Source organism: Saccharothrix espanaensis DSM 44229 (assembly GCF_000328705.1).
Lineage (GTDB): Bacteria > Actinomycetota > Actinomycetes > Mycobacteriales > Pseudonocardiaceae > Actinosynnema > Actinosynnema espanaense.
On record NC_019673.1, the window covers coordinates 1,447,880 to 1,463,950 of the forward strand.

12 protein-coding genes and 2 pseudogenes are annotated in these 16,071 nt (G+C 71.3%); 9 read left to right on the plus strand and 5 right to left on the minus strand.

What is annotated here, in order from left to right; all coding sequences use genetic code 11:
- Positions 1–53 precede the first annotated feature (53 nt).
- Genes BN6_RS06815 through BN6_RS06820 form a run of 3 tightly spaced genes read left to right on the plus strand, consistent with a single transcriptional unit; the run spans position 54 to position 3,013 of the window.
- On the plus strand, positions 54–1,379 hold the full coding sequence (locus BN6_RS06815; RefSeq protein WP_015098824.1) for an OFA family MFS transporter: 1,326 nt from the start codon (positions 54–56) through the stop codon (positions 1,377–1,379).
- Positions 1,376–1,483, plus strand: a complete 108-nt coding sequence (locus BN6_RS50370) for an MFS transporter small subunit (protein WP_456238781.1) — start codon at positions 1,376–1,378, stop codon at positions 1,481–1,483. Before BN6_RS06815 ends, BN6_RS50370 begins: the two co-directional genes overlap by 4 nt.
- A gap of 9 nt (positions 1,484–1,492) precedes the next feature.
- Complete coding sequence (locus tag BN6_RS06820) at positions 1,493–3,013, plus strand: phytoene desaturase family protein (protein WP_015098825.1); 1,521 nt, start codon at positions 1,493–1,495, stop codon at positions 3,011–3,013.
- Positions 3,014–3,017: 4 nt separating this feature from the next.
- Here the strand turns inward: BN6_RS06820 and BN6_RS06825 are convergent, their stop codons facing one another.
- A complete protein-coding gene (locus BN6_RS06825) occupies positions 3,018–3,536 on the minus strand; it encodes a hypothetical protein (protein ID WP_015098826.1) in 519 nt (172 codons plus the stop codon).
- Between the two features lie 111 nt (positions 3,537–3,647).
- Here BN6_RS06825 and BN6_RS06830 point away from each other — a divergent pair, with 111 nt between their 5' ends.
- Entirely contained in the window at positions 3,648–4,223 is a 576-nt protein-coding gene (locus BN6_RS06830; protein ID WP_015098827.1) for an ArsR/SmtB family transcription factor, read from the plus strand.
- Between the two features lie 96 nt (positions 4,224–4,319).
- Entirely contained in the window at positions 4,320–4,517 is a 198-nt protein-coding gene (locus tag BN6_RS06835) for a hypothetical protein (protein ID WP_015098828.1), read from the plus strand.
- 144 nt (positions 4,518–4,661) lie between these two features.
- On the opposite strand, the gene BN6_RS06840 is transcribed toward BN6_RS06835, so the two are convergent.
- The 3 genes from BN6_RS06840 to BN6_RS41655 form a co-directional block, all read right to left on the minus strand.
- On the minus strand, positions 4,662–6,962 hold the full coding sequence (locus BN6_RS06840; RefSeq protein ID WP_015098829.1) for an FdhF/YdeP family oxidoreductase: 2,301 nt from the start codon (positions 6,960–6,962) through the stop codon (positions 4,662–4,664).
- 204 nt (positions 6,963–7,166) lie between these two features.
- Complete coding sequence (locus tag BN6_RS06845) at positions 7,167–8,126, minus strand: hypothetical protein (protein WP_015098830.1); 960 nt, start codon at positions 8,124–8,126, stop codon at positions 7,167–7,169.
- Positions 8,127–8,207: 81 nt separating this feature from the next.
- Positions 8,208–8,999 (minus strand): hypothetical protein, encoded by a 792-nt coding sequence (locus BN6_RS41655; protein WP_015098831.1) that lies wholly within the window; start codon positions 8,997–8,999, stop codon positions 8,208–8,210.
- Between the two features lie 120 nt (positions 9,000–9,119).
- Here BN6_RS41655 and BN6_RS06855 point away from each other — a divergent pair, with 120 nt between their 5' ends.
- The 3 genes from BN6_RS06855 to BN6_RS06865 are packed head-to-tail and all read left to right on the plus strand — an operon-like array spanning position 9,120 to position 13,500.
- A complete protein-coding gene (locus tag BN6_RS06855) occupies positions 9,120–11,750 on the plus strand; it encodes a valine--tRNA ligase (protein ID WP_015098832.1) in 2,631 nt (876 codons plus the stop codon).
- On the plus strand, positions 11,747–13,105 hold the full coding sequence (gene folC / locus BN6_RS06860; RefSeq protein ID WP_015098833.1) for a bifunctional tetrahydrofolate synthase/dihydrofolate synthase: 1,359 nt from the start codon (positions 11,747–11,749) through the stop codon (positions 13,103–13,105). The genes BN6_RS06855 and folC overlap by 4 nt, the downstream gene beginning before the upstream one ends.
- Positions 13,102–13,500, plus strand: a complete 399-nt coding sequence (locus BN6_RS06865; RefSeq protein WP_015098834.1) for a DUF4233 domain-containing protein — start codon at positions 13,102–13,104, stop codon at positions 13,498–13,500. The genes folC and BN6_RS06865 overlap by 4 nt, the downstream gene beginning before the upstream one ends.
- A gap of 105 nt (positions 13,501–13,605) precedes the next feature.
- On the opposite strand, the pseudogene BN6_RS43330 reads toward BN6_RS06865, so the two are convergent.
- Positions 13,606–13,965, minus strand: a pseudogene (locus tag BN6_RS43330) (pentapeptide repeat-containing protein); the annotation flags it as partial.
- Between the two features lie 924 nt (positions 13,966–14,889).
- On the opposite strand from BN6_RS43330, the pseudogene BN6_RS06875 reads away from it, so the two are divergent.
- Positions 14,890–15,663 (plus strand): annotated as a pseudogene (locus tag BN6_RS06875) (alkaline phosphatase D family protein); the annotation flags it as partial.
- Positions 15,664–16,071 lie beyond the last annotated feature (408 nt).

The following is a 16,071-nucleotide window of genomic DNA, read 5'->3' on the forward strand; positions in this document are numbered from 1 at the left end:
TCGGCGCTTAGTTTCCAGGTCAGTCATCCACCAGGTTACGGAGGTGTCGGCCAGTGGGGGCCCGACCAGGGGGTTTTCTCGACCGCTCGCGAACCGTCGCGCCACCGGGGTGGAACCGCTGGCTGGTGCCGCCCGCGGCGCTCTCGGTCCACCTCGCCATCGGCCAGGCGTACGCGTGGAGCGTGTTCAAGCCACCGTTGGAGAGCGCGCTGGGGCTGTCCGGCACGCAGAGCGCGCTGCCGTTCCAGCTCGGGATCGTGATGCTGGGCCTGTCGGCGGCGTTCGGCGGCACGCTGGTCGAGCGCAACGGTCCGCGGTGGGCGATGTTCGTGTCCGCCACGTGCTTCTCGTCGGGTTTCCTGATCTCCGCGCTCGGCGCGTGGACCGGGCAGTACTGGCTGGTGGTGCTCGGCTACGGGTTCGTCGGTGGCATCGGGCTGGGCATCGGGTACATCTCGCCGGTCTCCACGCTGATCAAGTGGTTCCCGGACCGGCCGGGCATGGCCACCGGTATCGCGATCATGGGCTTCGGCGGCGGCGCGCTGATCGCCTCGCCGTGGTCGGCGCAGATGCTGGAGACGTTCGGCCGCACGAACACCGGCATCGCGCAGACGTTCCTGGTGCACGGCCTGGCGTACGCGGTCTTCATGTCCGTGGGCGTGCTGCTGATCCGGGTTCCCACCGAGACGGCCGAGAAGCGGGTGGCCCGCTCGGCGGTGAACGTGTCGGCGCGCAACGCCCTGAAGACACCGCAGTTCTGGTGCCTGTGGGTGGTGCTGTGCTTCAACGTCACCGCGGGCATCGGCATCCTGGAGAAGGCCGCGCCGATGATCCGGGACTTCTTCGCCGACACGTCCGCGCCGGTCGCCGCCGGGGCCGCGGCCGGGTTCGTGGCGCTGCTGTCGCTGGCGAACATGGCGGGCCGGATCGTGTGGTCGTCCACATCGGACCTGGTGGGCCGCAAGAACATCTACCGGGTGTACCTGGGCGCGGGCGCGTTGACCTACCTGGCGCTGGCGTTGGCCGGTAACACGTCCAAGGTGCTGTTCGTGGTGTGCGCCATGCTGATCCTGTCGTTCTACGGCGGCGGGTTCGCCACGATCCCGGCGTACCTCAAGGACCTGTTCGGCACCTACCAGGTGGGCGCGATCCACGGCCGGCTGCTCACCGCCTGGTCGCTGGCGGGCGTGCTGGGGCCGTTGATCGTCAACGCCATCGCGGACGGCCAGAAGGCCGCGGGCAAGGCCGGGCCGGACCTCTACACGACCTCGCTGCACATCATGATCGTGCTGCTGGTCGTCGGGTTCGTGGCGAACGAGCTGGTGCGCCCGGTGGCCGCGAAGCACCACGAGCCGGTGCTGGAAGGAGCGTCCCGGTGAACCGCACGGCGCTGGTGGTATTCGCCTGGCTTTGGGTCGGGCTCCCGTTGGCCTATGGGTTGGTGGAGCTGATCCGCAAGGTGACGGCGCTGTTCAGCGGTTAGTGTCGGAGGGTGGATTCCTACGACGTGGTGGTTGTCGGCGGCGGGCACAACGCCCTGGTCGCGGCGGCCTACCTGGCGCGCGCCGGGCGCTCCGTGCTGGTGCTGGAGAAGCTCGACCACGTCGGCGGCGCGGCCGTCAGCGAGCAGGCGTTCCCCGGTGTGGACGCCCGGCTGTCCCGCTACTCGTACCTGGTCAGCCTGCTGCCCGACCGGATCGTGGCCGACCTCGGGCTGACGGTGGCGCTGCGGTCGCGGGCCGCGTCGTCCTACACGCCGGCCGGGAACCTGCTGGTCGAGCGCACGCCGGGCGAGGTCACCGCGGCCTCGTTCCGCGCGCTGACCGGCTCGGACGCCGAGTTCGAGCGCTGGCAGCGCTGGTACGCCGACCTGGAGGCGCTCGCCGCCGCCCTCGCACCGACCCTGCTGGAACCGCTGGTGTCCCGTCAGCACGCCCGGATCCGGGTGGACGCGGTGGCCCGGATGCGGCTGTGGGAACAGGTCTTCGAGCGCCCGCTCGGCGGCACGCTGGAGGAGCTGTTCACCGACGACGTGGTGCGCGGCGTGGTCGCGACCGACGGCCTGATCGGCACGCACACCTCGGTGCACGACCTGGCGGCCAACCGGTGCTTCCTCTACCACGTGATCGGCAACGGCACGGGGGAGTGGAAGGTGCCGGTCGGCGGGATGGGCGCGGTGACCGGCGAGCTGGTGCGGGCCGCGCGCGCGGCGGGCGCGGAGATCGTGACCGGCGCCGAGGTGTCCAGGGTGGACGCCGACGGCAAGACCGCCGAGGTGGAGTACGACGGGCGCACCGTGGGCGCGCGGTTCGTGCTGTCCGGCGTCGCGCCGCACGTGCTGGACGCGTTGCGCGGCAAGGAGTCCGGGCCGGTGGCCGAGGGCAGCCAGCTCAAGGTGAACATGCTGCTGGAACGGCTGCCGAAGGTGCGCGGCGGGGTCGACCCGAAGCTCGCGTTCGCGGGCACCCTGCACCTGGACGAGTCGTACGACCAGCTGGAGACGGCCTACCGGGAGAGCGCGGCCGGGCAGGTGCCGACCGTGCTGCCCGCCGAGATGTACTGCCACACGCTGACCGACCCGTCGATCCTGGCCCCGGACCTGGTCGAACGCGGGTGGCACACGCTCACCCTGTTCGGCCTGCACACCCCGGCCGCGTTGTTCGAGGAGGACAACGACGGCCTGCGGCAGCGGCTGGTCGACCGGTACCTCCGAGCGTTGAACGCGCACCTGGAGGAGCCGGTCGAGGACTGCCTGGCCCGCGACGCCGAGGGCCGGCCGTGCCTGGAGGCCCGGTCGCCGCTGGACCTGGAGGCGGAACTCGGGCTGCCGCGCGGCAACATCTTCCACGGCGCGCTGGCGTGGCCGTTCGCGGAGGAGGAGGACGAGGTGGGGCGTTGGGGCGTGGAGACCGACGTGCCGAACCTGTTCGTGTGCGGTGCGGGGGCGCGGCGCGGCGGCGGGGTCAGCGGCATCGGCGGGCACAACGCCGCGATGGCCGTGCTGGAGCGCTAGCCCGTCAGACCCGCTCGAACAGGGCGGTGACGAGCTTCTTCTCCTGCTCGAAGTTCGCGCCGGAGGTCACCACGACCTCCAGCGGGCCCTTGCGCGCCGCGAGGGTGTTGACCAGGACCTCGCCGGTGCCCAGCGAGCCGGTGTAGGCCTCGTCGAAGAAGCCCGGCAGGTCCTTGGCCCGTTGGCCGCCCGAGCCGAACCCCTCCTTGCCCTTGGCGAACGAGGCGGCGTCGGCCCCGGTGGCGAACCGGACGGAGGTCATCGCGCCGCCGCCGTCGTAGTGGCAGGTGACGAGCTTGCCGTCGATCTCCTGCCGGGGGTGCTTCAGGTTGAGCTGGAGGGCCGCGCCCACGACGTCGGCGGGGGCCTTGGCGCAGTCGATGCCGGCCACCGCCGCCTGCGTCGTGGACGTCGTGGTCGGCGGTGCCGAGTCGCCGGTGGTCGGCGCGCTCTCCGGCGTGGCGGTGCAGGCGGTGAGCACGGCGAGCCCCAGCACTGCCGCGAGCGCGTTCTTGATGACCACAGATCCTCCAGGCGTGTCGCCCGGAGGTTCGCCCGGACGGGTGCCGACGTTACCCGAGCGCTATATCAAGGAACCTTGCTAAAGGGTTCTTGATATGCGTACGCTCGGGGCATGGCCGAGCCGCGCGACGACCTCATCCGGGATCCTCGGGAGCTGCGCGCGCTCGCGCACCCGTTCCGCTGGAAGCTCATCGACCTGCTGTCCAGCGAGGGGCAGCGGACCGCGACCCAGTGCGCGCAGGCCCTCGGCGAGAGCGTGGCCGGCTGCTCGTACCACCTGAACATGCTGGCCAAGTACGGGTTCGTGGAGGAGGTGCCGGACGTCAAGGGCCGGCAGAAGCCGTGGCGGATGCTCCGGCACCACCAGAGCTGGTCCACCGAGGACATGGACGACGAGACCGTCCTCGCCGCCGAAGCGGCCAGTGACGCGTTGATCGAGCAGGAGTTCGCCGCGCTGCGCGAGCGCTTGCGCCGCAAGAGCCTCGAACCGCTCGAATGGCAGACCGCCACCGGCATCCGGGGGCACCTGGAGTTCCTCACCGCGGCGGAGGCGGAGGAGGTCCAGGCCGCCATGTTCGCCGTGCTGGAGAAGTTCGCCGACCGCCACCACGACCCGGCGGCCCGGCCGGAGGGCGCACGCCCGGTGCGCATCTTCCAAGCCACGACCGTGGCACCGCGGCGGGACTGAGCACGCGCTATATCGGTGGAGGCCGCCCGGCGGGCTCGCTACCGTTCGACGTTCACCCGTTTTCCGAACCGGCCCAGCGATCGAGGGGGATTCGCCATGCCCGTTTACGACGCCCTGTACGACATAGCCCGCCAGCGCAACCACGACGACCAGGCCACGGCCACGCGGTACCGGCTCGGCCGGAGCAGGCTCAAAGCCTTCTCCGGCCTGCTGAAACTCGACTGGGAGGTGGCGCGCGAGCGTCGCTCCCTGGTCGCGAGCGTCGGCTTCTCCTGGCAGCGCACGGCCGGCTGACCGACTGCCCCGCTGGTAGACCCTCCGCCGCCGACGTCCTCCGCCTCCGAGCACTCCGCACAGCCCGAACGCGGTGTCCGCCGCCCGACGAGGGGCCGGGCGGCGGACACCGTGTCAATCGGGGTCAGTCGGGGTCGGACGGGGTCAGTCGAGCAGCCGTTCCAGCCGCACCACGATCGACTTGGACGTGGGCGTCCCGGAGACGTCCGCGGTGGAGTCCAGCGGCACCAGCGGGTTCGCCTCCGGGAAGTACGCCGCCGCGCAGCCCTTCGCGGTCGGGTACGACACCACCCGGAACCGCTCGGCCCGCCGCTCGGTCACCCCGGTCGGGTCCTCCGGCCACTCGCTGACCAGGTCGACGTAGTGCCCGTCGAGCAGGTCCAGCTCGTCCAGGTCGGCCGGGCTGACGAACACCACCCGCCGGCCGTCCTTCACCCCGCGGTAGCGGTCGTCCAAGCCGTAGATCGTGGTGTTGTACTGGTCGTGGCTGCGCATGGTCTGCAACAGCAGCCGGCCGACCGGCACCCGCAGCACGGTCAGCTCGTTGGCCGAGAAGTGCGCCTTGCCGGTGCGGGTCCCGCTGAACTCGCGGGCATCGCGCGGCGCGTGCGGCAGCACGAAACCGTCGGGCCGGCGCACCCGCTCGTTGTAGTCCGCGCACCCCGGCACGACCCGGGAGATCCGGTCCCGGACCACGTCGTAGTCCTTCTCGAACTCCTCCCACGGCACCGGGTGGTCCGGGCCGAGCACGGCCCGCGCCAGCCGGCACACGATGGACACCTCGGACAGCAGGCGGTCGCTCGCCGGTTCGAGCCGGCCACGCGAGCGGTGCACCACCGACATCGAGTCCTCGACCGTGACGAACTGCTCGCCGCTGTGCTGGAGGTCGCTCTCGGTGCGGCCCAGCGTGGGCAGGATCAGCGCTGTCTTCCCGTGCACCACGTGCGACCGGTTGAGCTTGGTGGACACGTGAACCGTCAGGTCGCACGACCGCAGCGCGCGCTCGGTGACCTCCGTGTCCGGCGTGGCGGCCGCGAAGTTGCCGCCCACCGCGAAGAACACCCGTGCCTTGCCGTCGCGCATCGCCCGGATCGAGGCGACCGTGTCGAGCCCGTGCTCGCGCGGCACGGTGATGCCGAACTCGGTCTCCAGCGCCGACATGAACTTCTCCGGCATCTTCTCCCAGATGCCCATGGTCCGGTCGCCCTGCACGTTGGAGTGGCCGCGCACCGGGCACAGGCCCGCGCCCGGCTTGCCGATCATCCCGCGCAGCAGCGCCACGTTCGCGATCTCGCGGATGGTCTGCACCGAGTGCTTGTGCTGGGTCAGGCCCATCGCCCAGCAGAAGATCGTGCGCTGCGAGTCGGCCAGCATCCGGGCCAGCAGCTCCACCTGCTTGCGCGGCAGCCCGGTCGCCGTGTCGACGGCGTCCCAGTCCAGCTCGCGCACGTGCTCGGCGTACTCGGCGAACCCGTCGGTGTAGTTCCTCACGAACTCGTCGTCGGCCGCGTCCCAGGACAGCAGCAGGTTCCCGACCGCCTGGAACAGCGCCTGGTCGCCGCCGAGCCGGATCTGCAGGAACTCGTCGGCCAGCTGCGTGCCCGCGCCGATCACGCCGCGCACGTTCTGCGGGTTCTTGAACCGCAGCAGGCCGGCCTCGGGCAGCGGGTTGACCGCGACGATCTTCGCCCCGGTCTTCTTGGCCTCCTCCAGCGCGGACAGCATCCGCGGGTGGTTGGTGCCGGGGTTCTGGCCGACCACCACGATCAGGTCGGCGCGGGCGAAGTCGTCGATGCTCACCGAGCCCTTGCCGATGCCGGTGGTCTCCGACAGCGCCGCGCCGGAGGACTCGTGGCACATGTTCGAGCAGTCCGGCAGGTTGTTCGTGCCGAATGAGCGGACCAGCAGCTGGTAGAGGAACGCGGCCTCGTTGCTGGTCCGGCCGGAGGTGTAGAACACCGCCTCGTTCGGGTCGGCCAACCCGGTGAGCCGGTCCGCGACCAGCGCGAACGCGTCGCTCCACGAGATGGGCTGGTAGTGCGAGGCACCCTCGCGCAGCACTACCGGGTCGGTGATCCGGCCCTGCTGGCCCAGCCAGTAGTCGGTCTTGCCGGCCAGGTCGGCGATCGGGTGCGCGGCGAAGAAGTCCGGACCGACCCGGCGGCGGGTGGCCTCCTCGGCGACGGCCTTCGCGCCGTTCTCGCAGAACTCGGCCAGCTTGCGGTGCCCCTGCGGCTCGGGCCACGCGCAACCCGGGCAGTCGAACCCCTCGCGCTGGTTGAGCAGCCGCAGCGTGGTCACCGTGCGGGCCACGCCCATCTGCTCCACGCCGCGCTTGAGCGACACGGCCACGCCGGGAATCCCGGCCGCCCACCGCTTGGGTCCGGTCACGTCGAGCCGCGACTCGTCGATGTCGTGCTGGGGTGGCTTGCTCATGGGGACCATTGTGCGCTGGCGCGCCCCGCGCGAGCGCGCCAGCGGTACCGCGATCCACCGTCGGCGACGGGGTGGCGCCGGACCGCTGTCACGGGCCCCAAGGGGTTGAGAACGGCCCGTGAATCCGATGCCGGGTCCCCGCGGCGACCGGTGATCACGGTGAATTGTGAGCGGCGCCACTGATCGCGCGAATCGACCGATCGGGTGACCTGGTCAGCCGCAGCTGTCCCGGATCTCCAGCGACCGGTTCGGGTCGAAGTAGTCCTCGGACGGCCCGTCGCCGGCCCCGTCCCCGGTGTCGTCGGCGCGGTCGGGGCGTTCGCTGATGCCCGGCGCGAGGAAGCCCTGCTTCGCCGCCTCGCACGCGATCGAGAAGTCGTAACCGTCCGTGTCGTCGGTCCACAGGCCGTTGCTCTCCGGCGCGAACGTGTCGCCGCTGCGGACGACGTAGGTCATGGTCACCCGCCGCACGACCACGACGTCCATCGGGCTCGTCGGCGTCTTGTCGGTCTCGAACGCGTAGGCGAACACGTAGTTCGTGCGCACCACGAGTTCGCCCGGCTGCCCGGCCTCGGCGGTCATCGTGCCGTTCACCTTGGGCCCGGCGGGCAGCAGCCGCTGGCCCTTGGCGATCCGGGTCACCGCCATCGACGCCTCGGCGTCGTGCCGCCCGTCGAAGAGCTGGCGCATCTGGTCCTGCAGGTCGTGGGCGAGCAGGCCGATGTACCGCTCGACGTCGTGGTCCTGGATCACCGAGCGCTCCAGCCGTGAGGTCACCACGGCCTGCTTGACCTGCCGGTACGCCGCCGCGACCTGTTCGGCGGTGAACCCGCCGACGGGCGTGGCCGCCGGCGGCGCGACGCCCGCCTCGCCGTCGGCCCAGCCGTCGGCGGGCGTGTTGCGGAACGGCCGCTCGGGGTCGATCCGGAAGGTCTCCTCGGCGGGAGCGCTCAGCGCCTCCTCGACCCCGGCGAACGTGCCCTCGCGGTAGAGCCCGAACAGCAGAGCGGCGATCGCCACCACCGCGATCGCGGTGACGATCCGCCCGCCGTTGGCCTTGACCCGAGCCGCCCGCCGCTGCTTGCGGAACTCCCTGCGGGCGCGCTTGTCGGCCTCCGCGATCCACTTCGCGTCACGCAGGTCGGGGTGGTCGTCGAGCCCGTCGGTGTGCACTTGCCCCCCAGCAGGTGTGATCAGTGCGCCGATCCCCTGATCGGGTGACGGCCGGCGGACGTTAGCAGGCTCGCCGCACGCTCAGCAGTTGTCTTTCCGCCAGGCGCTCCCCGGTGGCGCGATGAAGCCCTTCGGCGAGGCCTTGCACGTGGCGGAGTGCGTGCTCTCGTGGACCGGCCCCACCTCGACCTGCGGAACGTCGCCCACGAACGTGACCAGGTAGGTCATGTCGGTCCGGCTCACGACGGCGGGCCTGCCCGGCGGCGGGGAGCCGGTGGCGAACACGTAGGACACCGAGTAGTCGGCACGCACCTCCAGACCGCCGCCGCGGACCTGCGCGCGCATGGTCCCGGTCACCGGGGGGACGCCCGGCGCGAGCTTCTCGCCCGTCGCGATCCGGTTCACGATCGCCGTCTGCACCTGCCGGTCCGGCTCGGCCCATGCTTTGCGCAACGGCCCCTGCTGAGCGGGCGCGAGCAGCGCGAGCACCGGTTCCACGTCGTGGTCGCGCAGCACCCGCAGGTCCAGCCGCGAGGCCACGACCACCCTCCGGACCCGCTCGTACGCAGCCGCCACCTGCTCCGCGGTGAACTCACCCACCGCTACGGCCTCCGGCACGACGATCCCCGCCTCGCCCTCGGGCCAGGTCGTGATCTCCAAGACGGCGGGCGGCAGCCCCTGGGTGGTGGACGGGCGCTGCGGCAGCGGGGCGGGTCCTTGCTCCGTCTCCCACGCCAGCGCCACCACGGGCGCGGCGAACAGCAGCAGAGCGGTGCCCCACACCAGCACGCGGTGGCGTTGTCGCCAGGTGCGTCCCCGGCTGTCGCGGTGCTCGGACACCACGTCGTCCGCTTCCCCGTCGTCGCTGCGCACGGTAACCCCACCCCCAAGCCGGTGACAACGGCACCCAGCGTGGTGGAGGCCGTCGGCAGGTGGGGGCGTTACCAGGTATCTGATTCGAAGTCGATACCGCGACCTCCGTAGACTTCCCACGTGACTGAAACGCCCACCGCACCCCAGCGCTCCGAACTCCCGCCGGCCTGGAACCCGGCCGAGGTAGAAGCCGGGCTGTACCAGCGGTGGGTCGATCGCGGCTACTTCACGGCCGACGCGACCAGCGACAAGCCGCCGTTCTCCATCGTGCTGCCCCCGCCGAACGTCAACGGCAGCCTGCACATGGGCCACGCCCTCAACCACAGCGTCATGGACGCCCTCACCCGCCGCCGGCGGATGCAGGGCTACGAGGTGCTGTGGCTGCCGGGCACGGACCACGCGGGCATCGCCACCCAGACGGCGGTCGAGCGCGCGCTGGCCTCCGAGGGCATGTCCCGGCACGACCTGGGCCGCGAGAAGTTCGTGGAGCGGGTCTGGCAGTGGCGCGAGGAGGTCGGCGGCCGGATCCTCGGCCAGATGCGCCGCCTCGGCGACGGCGTGGACTGGGACCGGGTCCGGTTCACCATGGACGAGGGCCTGTCCCGGTCGGTCCAGACGATCTTCAAGCGGCTGTTCGACGACGGCCTGATCTACCGCGCCGAGCGGATCATCAACTGGTGCCCGCGCTGCCAGACCGCGCTGTCGGACATCGAGGTCGACCACTCCGAGGACGACGGCGAACTGGTCTCGATCCGGTACGGCTCCGGCGCGAGCTCGATCATCGTCGCGACCACCCGCGCGGAGACCATGCTGGGCGACACGGCGGTGGCCGTGCACCCGGAGGACGAGCGCTACCGGCACCTCATCGGCACCGACGTCGAGGTCCCGCTGACCGGCCGGTACGTGCCGGTCGTGGCGGACGAGCACGTCGACCCGAAGTTCGGCACCGGCGCGGTCAAGGTGACCCCGGCGCACGACCCGAACGACTTCGAGATCGGCCGCCGGCACGACCTGCCGATGCTGACCGTGATGGACGGCCGCGGCGTGATCACCGCGAAGGGCCCGTTCGAGGGCCTGGACCGGTTCGAGGCGCGCCCCGCCGTGGTCGCCGCGCTGCGCGAGCAGGGCCGGATCGTCGCCGAGAAGCGCCCCTACCAGCACTCCGTCGGCCACTGCTCGCGGTGCGACACGGTGATCGAGCCGCGCCTGTCGCTGCAGTGGTGGGTGAAGGTCGAGCCGCTGGCCCGCGAGGCCGCGGCCGCCGTGCGCGACGGCCGCACCAAGATCCACCCGCCGGAGCTGGCCAAGCGCTACTTCGACTGGGTCGACAACCTCAACGACTGGTGCATCTCGCGCCAGCTCTGGTGGGGGCACCGCATCCCGGTCTGGTACGGCCCCAACGACAAGGTGATGTGCGTCGGGCCCGACGACGAGCCGCCCGGCGAGGGCTGGACGCAGGACGAGGACGTGCTCGACACGTGGTTCTCCTCGGGCCTGTGGCCGTTCTCCACGCTGGGCTGGCCCGCCCAGACCGCCGACCTGGCGAAGTTCTACCCGACCAGCGTGCTGTCCACCGGCTACGACATCCTGTTCTTCTGGGTCGTCCGGATGATGATGTTCGGCCTGTACGCGATGGACGGCAAGCAGCCGTTCGACCACGTGTTCCTGCACGGCCTGATCCGCGACCAGCACGGCAAGAAGATGTCGAAGTCGCGCGGCAACGGCATCGACCCGCTGGACTGGATGGACTCCTACGGCGCGGACGCCACCCGGTTCACGCTGCTGCGCGGCGCGAACCCCGGCTCCGACCTGGCGATCGCCGAGGAGTGGGCGGCCGGCTCCCGCAACTTCACCACGAAGCTGTGGAACGCGACCCGGTTCGCGCTGGGCAACGGCGCGACCGTGCAGCGGCCGGTGCCGGCCCGCGAGCAGCTCACCGACGCCGACCGCTGGATCCTCGACCTGCTCGACCAGCTGGTCACCGACGTGGACGGGCAGTTCGAGGCGTTCCAGTTCGGCAAGCTCGCCGAGGGGCTCTACCACTTCACCTGGGACGAGTTCTGCGACTGGTACCTGGAACTGGCCAAGGTGCAGATCGCCGAGGGCGGCGCGCGGGCCGAGGCGACCCAGGCGGTGCTCGGGCACGTGCTCGACGTCGTGCTGCGGCTGCTGCACCCGCTCGCGCCGTTCATCACCGAGACGCTGTGGACGGCGCTGACCGGCGGCGAGTCGGTGGTGGTCGCCGACTGGCCGAAGCCGCACGGCGGCGCGCGCGACGAGGTCGCCGCGAGCCGGATCGAGGGCCTCAAGAAGCTGGTCACCGAGATCCGCCGGTTCCGCTCCGACCAGGGCCTCAAGCCCGCCCAGAAGGTCGCGGGCAAGGTCCGCGGCGCGTGCTGCGTCGACCTGGTCGACCAGGTGCCCGCGGTGCGCGTGCTGACCCGGATGACCGAGCCGGGCGAGGAGTTCACCGCCTCGGCGCAGATCGAGGTCGGCCTGCCCAAGGGCGCGGTGAAGGTCGAGCTGGACCTGTCCGGCGCGATCGACGTGGTCGCCGAGCGCAAGCGGCTGGCCAAGGACCTGGCGGTGGCCGAGAAGGAACGCGCCCAGTGCGAGGGCAAGCTGAACAACCCGGCGTTCACCGACAAGGCACCGGCCGAGGTGGTCGCGAAGATCCAGGCCCGGCTGACGGCGGCCAACGCCGACATCGAGCGCATCCACGCCCGCCTCGACACGCTGCCGCAGTCGTGACCGGGCCCGACTCGCTGGACGAGCTCCGCCAGGTCGAGGCGGAGCTCAACCAGCGCTGGCCGGAGACCAAGCTCGAACCGAGCCTGGACCGGATCAAGGCGCTGGCCGAGCTGATGGGCGACCCGCAGACGTCCTACCCGGTGCTGCACATCACCGGCACCAACGGCAAGACGTCGACCTCGCGGATGATCGACGCGCTGCTGACCCGGGTCGGCCTGCGCACCGGCCGCTACACCAGCCCGCACCTCCAGCTGGTGACCGAGCGGATCAACGTCGACAACGAGCCGCTCAGCCCGCAGCGCTACGTCGAGGTCTACCGCGACATCGAACCGCTGGTGTCCGTCGTGGACAGCCGCAACGAGGTGCCGCTGAGCAAGTTCGAGGTGCTCACCGGGATGGCGTTCGCGGCGTTCGCGGACGCCCCGGTGGAAGCCGCCGTGGTCGAGGTGGGCCTGGGCGGGCGCTGGGACGCGACGAACATCGCCGACGGCCAGATCGCGGTGATCACGCCGGTCGGCATCGACCACGTCGAGTACCTGGGCTCCACGCTGGAGGGCATCGCCGAGGAGAAGGCCGGGATCATCAAGCCCGGCGCGGTGGCGCTGCTGGCCGAGCAGGACCCGGTGGTCGAGCAGGTGCTGCTGCGCCGGATCGCCGAGGTCGACGCCATGGTCGCCCGGCAGGGCTCCGAGTTCGGGGTGCTCCAGCGGGACGTGGCCGTCGGCGGGCAGATGCTGCGGTTGCAGGGCCTCGGCGGCGTGTACGAAGAGGTGTTCCTGCCGCTGCACGGCGCGCACCAGGCGGCGAACGCGGCGCTCGCGCTGGCCTCCGTGGAGGCGTTCTTCGGTGCCGGGGCGGACCGCCAGATCGACGTGGACGCGGTGCGCGAGGCGTTCGCCACCGTCGCGTCACCGGGCCGGCTGGAACGGGTGCGGTCCGCGCCCACCGTGCTGGTCGACGCCGCGCACAACCCGCACGGCGCGAAAGCCCTGGCCAAGGCGCTGGACGAGGAGTTCGGGTTCCGCAAGCTGGTCGCGGTCATCGGCGTGATGGACGACAAGGACGCCGTGGGCATCCTCAGCGAACTGGAGCCCGTGGTGCACGAGGTCGTGCTCACCGCGAACTCGTCACCGCGCGCGATGGACCCGGACCTGCTGGCCGGCGTGGCGATCCCGATCTTCGGCGAGGACCGGATGTACGTGCAGCCGCACCTGGTCGACGCGCTGGAGGAAGCCGTGCGACTGGCAGAGGAGGACGACGGCGGCGACGTGATGTCCGGCGGCGGCGTGATCGTGACGGGCTCCGTGGTGACCGCCGGCGAGGCCCGCGCCCTGTTCGGCAAGGAGCCGTCGTGACAACACCGGCGGGCGTGCCCGCGCCCAAGAAGGACCCGATGAAGTCGTTCCGCGGCATCATGGCCGGGACGCTCATCCTGGAAGTGATCGTGGTCGCCCTGGCGCTGCCGGTGGTGGCGAAGCTGGGCGGCGGGATCGGCACCGGCACGGGCTACCTGGTGCTGGGCCTGATCGTGGCCCTGATCGGCACCTGCGCGCTGCTCAAGCGCCCGTGGATCGTGTGGGTGATCGCGCTCCTGCACGTGGTGATGATCGCGTCGTGGCCGCTGCTGACCGCGCTGGGCGCGATCGGCGTGCTGTTCAGCCTGGTCTGGGTGTACCTGCTGTGGCTGCGCCGCGACGTGGCCAAGCGGATGGCCGCGGGCCGCCTGCCCAGCCAGCAGCAATCCGCTTAGCCGCTCACCGCCCGTCGCGGATCCCTTGGCCCCGGTGAAGTCGGCGCGGAACACCGCCGCGCCGCCGAGGTCGGTGTCGGTCAGGTCCGCGTAGTCGAGGTGCGCGTCGCGCAGGTCGGTCATGGACAGGTCGGCCCGCACGAGGTAGGCCTCGCTCAACCGGATGCCCCGCAGGTTGCCCGCCTGGAGGTTGGCGCCCGCCAGGTGCGCGCCGCGCAGGTCGACGCCGCTGAGGTCCGCGCCGTACAGGTAGCCCCGGTCAGGTCGATCGTGGTCGCCGCCCAGAAGTGCTCGGGCTGGTCGCGCCGGCGGTGGTGGGCCAAGACCCGGTGCGCCGTGATCCGGACCTGTCGCTCCTGCGCCCGCGCGGTGACCAGCTCGTCGAACCGCTCGCGCTCGGCGGTGGACGCGTCGTCGGGCAGCACGCCCGGCACGGCCGGGAACGGCATCCGCAGGTAGGCGCACAGGACGTTGAGGATCGTCGTGCGCTGTTCAGGCTCGGCCTGGCCGAGGCGCTGCATGGCGTACAGGCCGGCCAGCCGGACGGCGGCGTGCGCCGACCCGAGCTGGTCGGCGGCCTTGTGTAGAGGTCGGTGACCCGGCGCTCGCGCGCGTCGGCCTCGGTCGCGGCGGCCACCCGCTCCTGGTGGCTCTGGTCGATTTCCTTCTGCCGCAGCCCGATCTCGATCGAACGCTGCCGCCGCCACGCCAGGTACAACGCCACTGCCCCACCGCCGCCGACCCCGACGCTCAAGCCGATCCGCAACGCGTCGAACCGCGCGGACACCAGCTCGCTCCCCGCCAGACCACTCGTCCCCGCCCACCACAGCGCGGTCACCGCACCGGCGGTCAACAGGAGCGCACCCCCGGCGACGACTGCCATCCACCGCCCGGAGAGGACGTTCGGGATCGCGCTCGCGCCCCGTGCGGGTAAACCACTCGTTTCACTCACACCTGATCATCGCCCGACCCGGCACAGACGCTTCACCCCGTACGGACAACGGCCTGACCGATCTGACTTCCGAGCGCTTGCGCACAGCAGGACGTCTGGACGTGGGTGCGCGGGCGATGCCGCGCGACGACGCTCGACCGGTTCAAGCTGGTGCAGCACGTCAGGCCAAGGCCACCATTGACCAGCGGCGGCTGGTTCGGGAGATCCGTGTCGCGCGCAGCTGTCACGACGCCGTGAATCCGGAGTTCGGCCATCGACGTCCGCGACAACCACTACGGGGTCCAAGCGCGAAGGCGGCTGGATCGACCAGGACCGGGGCGACTACACCGGCCGTGACCACTGAACACGGGATCCCCGCGTGACGCTGACCGGCGGATGTCGCCCGGTGAGCAGCCCGAGTTCACCGGGGGTTCGGGTTCGGCGGTTACAAACCGGCCATGACCGAAGGTGTGGTGAACCGGCGGACGCTGCTACGCGCCGGAGCGATCGGTACGGCGGCGGCGTTCGTGCCCGGGGTCGCGTTGGCGGCGTCGGGGCGTCCGGTGCTGACGCACGGCGTGCAGTCCGGTGACGTGACGTTCGACGGCGGCCTGGTGTGGACGCGGGCGGACCGGCCGGCGCGGATGCTCGTGGAGGTCTCGGCGGACCCGTCGTTCCGCCGCGCCCGCACGGTGCGCGGCCCGCTGTTGACCCCGGAGACCGGCGGCACGGGTCGGTTGCGGCTGCGCAGGTTGCCGCCCGGCCGGCGGGTGCACTACCGGGTGGTCGCCGAGGACCTCGACGGCCGCGCCCGCAGCCAGGCGGTGACCGGCAGCTTCCGCACCGCGCCGATCGGCCGGGACGGCGTGCGGTTCGTCTGGTCCGGCGACGTCGCGGGCCAGGGCTGGGGCAGCAACCCCGACCTGGGCGGGATGCCGATCTTCGGCGCGATGGCCGCGCGCCGCCCCGACTTCTTCATCCACAGCGGCGACACCGTCTACGCCGACGGCCCGCTCAAGGAGTCGGTGACCCTCGCCGACGGCCGGATCTGGCGCAACGCCGTGACGCCGGAGAAGCTCAAGGTCGCCGAGACCCTCGACGAGTACCGCGGCCAGTTCGCCTACAACCTGCTGGACCAGCAGTTCCGCTCGTTCGCCGCCGACGTGCCCGCCTTCGTCCAGTGGGATGATCACGAGGTCGTCAACAACTGGTACCCCGGCGAGATCCTGGACTACTGCTTACTGGGGTTACAGTAGCACCACAACAGGGGACTTTCTGCTGGACTCTAGGGTCGTCAGTCGGCAGATAACGCCGCTTCCGTCGTTGACCGGAATCGAGGGGGCGTGAAAGGTGCGATGAGTACGCATGGCAAGTGGCCGAGCGCTACTCGGACTACGTCTCGGCATCGCGCTTCGCGAAGGCGCGCTCAGACTGGGAGCGACTCGTCGCGGACGTGACCGCGGACGAATCGATATCGTCGTGATGGGGGTCTGTCCTGCGGTGATCGTACGGTCGCCAGTTGGGCGGCGTTCATGAATCTATGTCGGGACGCGTTTCCTCTTGCGAGGCGCAGCTCCGTGGTGAAGGTCTTGTTCAGGAGGATCGAGAGCGGTCCGGCACCGCAGCACCTGAGCCCTTGG

Coding starts and splice junctions, on each gene's coding strand:
- BN6_RS06830 (WP_015098827.1), top strand. CDS start 3,648: ATGGCCGAGCCGCGCGACGACCTCATCCGGGATCCTCGGGAGCTGCGC.
- BN6_RS06835 (WP_015098828.1), top strand. CDS start 4,320: ATGCCCGTTTACGACGCCCTGTACGACATAGCCCGCCAGCGCAACCAC.
- BN6_RS06840 (WP_015098829.1), bottom strand. CDS start 6,962: ATGGTCCCCATGAGCAAGCCACCCCAGCACGACATCGACGAGTCGCGG.